Source organism: Mesorhizobium sp. M7A.F.Ca.CA.004.06.1.1, assembly GCF_003999135.1.
Classification (GTDB): Bacteria; Pseudomonadota; Alphaproteobacteria; order Rhizobiales; family Rhizobiaceae; genus Mesorhizobium.
In genome coordinates, this window is the sequence record NZ_RZPQ01000619.1 from 1 (window position 1) to 3,538 (window position 3,538).

Genomic DNA, 3,538 nt, shown 5'->3' on the forward strand with positions numbered 1-3,538 from the left:
TCGGTGCGGCGACCATGAAGATGATCAGCAGCACCAGCATCACGTCGACCATCGGCGTGACGTTGATCTCGGACATCAGTGCATGGTGACGGCCGCGCCGCCTGTGGCCGCGCCCGCCGCGCCCTCCCATGCCCATGGACATACCCATCTGCTACTCCTCAGGCCTTGGGGGCCACTTTTTCATCGATTTGGCGCGAGAGTATGGCGGAGAACTCGTCGGAGAACCCTTCCATGCGCACGGCTATCTTGCTCGCATCGGACGACAGCTTGTTGTAGGCGATGACGGCCGGAATGGCGGCGAGCAGGCCGATGGCCGTCGCCAGCAACGCTTCGGCGATGCCCGGCGCAACCACTGCGAGACTGGTGTTCTTGGAGCCGGCGATCGCCTGAAACGACGTCATGATGCCGATGACGGTGCCGAACAGGCCGATGAAAGGTGCCGCCGAGCCGGTGGTGGCGAGGAAACCTAGGCGGCCTTCCAGCTTTTCCATCTCGCGGGTCAGCGCCAGGTCCATCGCCTTGTCGATGCGGGTCTGCAGGCCGAGCGGCGACTTGGCGCCCTTCTCGAAACTCTTCTTCCACTCGCGCATGGCGGCGACGAAAATGGCGCCCATGCCGGTGGTCTTGCGGTCGGCGAGCGTGCGGTAGAGCTCCTCCAGCGACTGCCCCGACCAGAACACCTGTTCGAACCGGTTGAGCGCCAGCCGCATGCGGGCATAGGAAACCAGCTTGTCGACGATGATCGCCCAGGTCCAGACCGAGGCGCAGAGCAGGCCGATCATGACCAGCTTGACAACCCAGCTGGCCGAAACGAACAGCGACCAAACCGACAATTGCGCGCCCGGGTCGGCGAGTGCGATATTTTCCATCGTTACGTCCTTAAGATTTTCCGGGCGAAGCTGGCGGCTGGCCCCTGGCATCCCTTGTGGTCGGTTCGCACGAAGCTACCGGAACAACCCCAAACTGTGCCGTTATCGGCCTTTTCGGGGCAAATATTGGTGAAAGGAAGGCGTTCGATAACGCCAATCTTCACCAATCTCTTCATGAACCGTTATGGTTAAGGATGGGTTAGTATATAAGGCGCGGCGCATTGCCACGCCCAATGGCAAGGCCATCAATTCAATGGCTGCGCTAGGGTGTGCTGAGATTCAGGTCAGGCCGAGCCGAAAGCGGTAGATTCCGAGAACCGGAGCGGAGCGTACTTTCGTACGTGAGCACAGTTCTACCGCGATGCGGTAGAACGGGGAAGCGCAGGAAGCTGCTGTTTGCAGGCCGGCATCACCTGAATATCAGCGCACCCTCGGCATGAATGCCGCCACCCATTCCCTGGGAAAACGCCTTGGGCGGCCATTCTCACCGATGATCGCCGCCTCGACCTTGGCCTCGACCAGCAGTTCGTCGCCACGCTTGAGCTGCTGCGCCATGAAGATGCGCGCGCCGGAAATCTCCTCGGTGCGGGTGTCGACCGTCAGGATGTCGTCGATGCGGGCGGGGCCGCGAAAGTCGATCTCCATGCGGCGCACCACCCAGACTATTCTTTCGCCATGCTTGCCATCGGCAAGCTCTGTGTGGTGCACGCCGGTCAGCCGGAGATAGTCGGAGCGACCGCGTTCGAAGAATTCGAGATAGCGCGCATGGTAGACGACGCCGGAGAAATCGGTGTCGGCATAATAGACCCGCGCCATCAGCCGATGGCCGAACGTGGTCAGCGCGCCGGAAAGCCCGGCCAGCAGCGTCGCCGATTCACCATGATCGCCCATTGCGCTTCCTTTTTCAGCCCCGACCAGGCACCGGTTTCCCGCGGAACATAACATCGGATGGCACTGTTGACGGCGATGATCAAGAGTTTGACGGCGGCGCTGTTCGTGCTCGTGGCTTTGGCGCTGCCTGGCCAGGCCGCGACATTCTCGATGAAGCGCGGCCTCAACCTCGACCAATGGGTCACATGGCCCGGCGAAGACCAGTGGGGCGACGCCGAAGCCATCCTGCCCTATCCGGAATGGCGCAAATTCCTTGGGGAGAACGACCTCAAGGCGCTGAAGGATGCCGGCCTCGATTTCCTGCGCATGCCGGTCGACCCTTCGCCTTTCCTGTCCGACCAGACCGTGGCCTTGCGTGACGACCTCTATGCCAGCGTGCTGGACTCCGTGCGCATGATCAACCGCGCCGGCCTGAAGGTTATCGTCGACATGCACCTGATCCCGGCCGGCGGCAGCCGCAAGATCGGCATGGCTGAAGTGATGGACGACCCGCGGACCTTCGACGCCTATGTCGAGATGGTCCGCAAGATGGCCCGCACGCTGGCCGGCGAAGATCCCACCCAGGTTGCCTTCGAGCCGATGAACGAACCGATCGTCGACTGCGACAGCGATGGCACCAGCCTGTGGCCGGACCGCCAGCGCAAACTGTTCGCCGCGGCGCGATCCTCGGCGACGAAACTGACCCTCGTGCTGACCGGCGCCTGCTATTCCGCGGCGAGCTCGCTGGAGAAGATCGACCCGAAGGCGATCCCTGACGACAACGTCATCTGGACCTTCCATTCCTACGATCCGTTCCTGCTCACCCATCAGGGAGCGACCTGGGCCGGCGACTTCATCCCCTATGTGACTGGCCTGCCCTATCCGTTGACCGCGGTGCCCAAGGCACAGCTCGACGTGACGCTCGACACCATCCGCGCCAGGATCAAGGCCGAGGCCCCGTGGACACGGCAGAGCGGCCTGCTTGCCTATCTCGACGAACAGGTCGCCAGCATGGACAGTCCCGACAAGTTGCTGGGCCTCATGGATGCGCCGTTCAAAAAGGTCGAGGCATGGGCGAAGGCCAACGGCGTCAAGCCGGAAAACATCTCGCTGGGCGAGTTCGGCATGATCCGCCAGGAATATGGCAACGCCTATGTGATGCCCGCCGAGTACCGGGCCGCCTATGTCAGGGACATGATCGGGCGCGCCGAAGCGCACGGCTTCTCATGGGCGGTGTGGAGCTATGGCGGCGCCTTCGGCATCGTCGACGCCTTCAACGGCGACAAGGCCGAACCGGATGTAATGGACGTGATCCGCGGGCTGCATTGATCGCTCAGCCAAGATCGGTCGAGAAGATTCCGGGCGCATTCAAAAAACGTACCGACGCAATGCTGAGCCAATGCCCGAGACGACGGGGCGGCGCACTGGAAAATTACTCTTCCTGGAACAGGTTGATCTGCTGCTGCGCCAGATCCTTCGGCGCGTCGAGGCCGAGATGGCGCCAGGCATTGGCCGTCAGCATGCGGCCGCGCGGTGTGCGCTGGATGAAGCCCTGCTGGATCAGATAGGGCTCGATGATGTCCTCGATGGCATCGCGCGGCTCTGACAGGCCGGCGGCGATCGTCTCGATGCCGACCGGCCCGCCGCCGAAATTGCGCGCGATCATGCTGAGATACCGCCGGTCGAGCGCGTCGAGGCCGAGCGCATCGACCTCCAGCCGGGTGAGCGCCTCGTCGGCGATCTTGCGGTCGACATGGCCGTCGCCGGCCACCGAGGCGAAATCGCGCACACGGCGTAAG

At 62.9% G+C, this 3,538-nt stretch carries 5 protein-coding genes; 1 reads left to right on the forward strand and 4 read right to left on the reverse strand.

Annotated elements, in window-relative coordinates; all coding sequences use genetic code 11:
- The 3 genes from EN906_RS26985 to ybgC form a co-directional block, all read right to left on the reverse strand.
- Positions 1-148, reverse strand: a 148-nt coding sequence (locus EN906_RS26985) for a biopolymer transporter ExbD (protein WP_206529173.1), incomplete at its 3' end; no start/stop codon positions are given.
- A gap of 10 nt (positions 149-158) precedes the next feature.
- A complete protein-coding gene (tolQ, locus tag EN906_RS26990; RefSeq protein ID WP_013529145.1) occupies positions 159-869 on the reverse strand; it encodes a protein TolQ in 711 nt (236 codons plus the stop codon).
- A gap of 420 nt (positions 870-1,289) precedes the next feature.
- Positions 1,290-1,760 carry a tol-pal system-associated acyl-CoA thioesterase gene (ybgC, locus tag EN906_RS26995; protein WP_127269539.1) on the reverse strand — a complete coding sequence of 157 codons (471 nt, stop codon included), beginning with the start codon at positions 1,758-1,760 and terminating at the stop codon, positions 1,290-1,292.
- Between the two features lie 57 nt (positions 1,761-1,817).
- On the opposite strand from ybgC, the gene EN906_RS27000 reads away from it, so the two are divergent.
- Positions 1,818-3,068, forward strand: coding sequence for a cellulase family glycosylhydrolase (locus EN906_RS27000; RefSeq protein ID WP_127269538.1), 1,251 nt, complete (start codon positions 1,818-1,820; stop codon positions 3,066-3,068).
- Between the two features lie 103 nt (positions 3,069-3,171).
- Here the strand turns inward: EN906_RS27000 and EN906_RS27005 are convergent.
- Positions 3,172-3,538: Holliday junction DNA helicase RuvB C-terminal domain-containing protein (locus EN906_RS27005; protein ID WP_281060461.1), on the reverse strand; the 367-nt coding region annotated here is incomplete at its 5' end.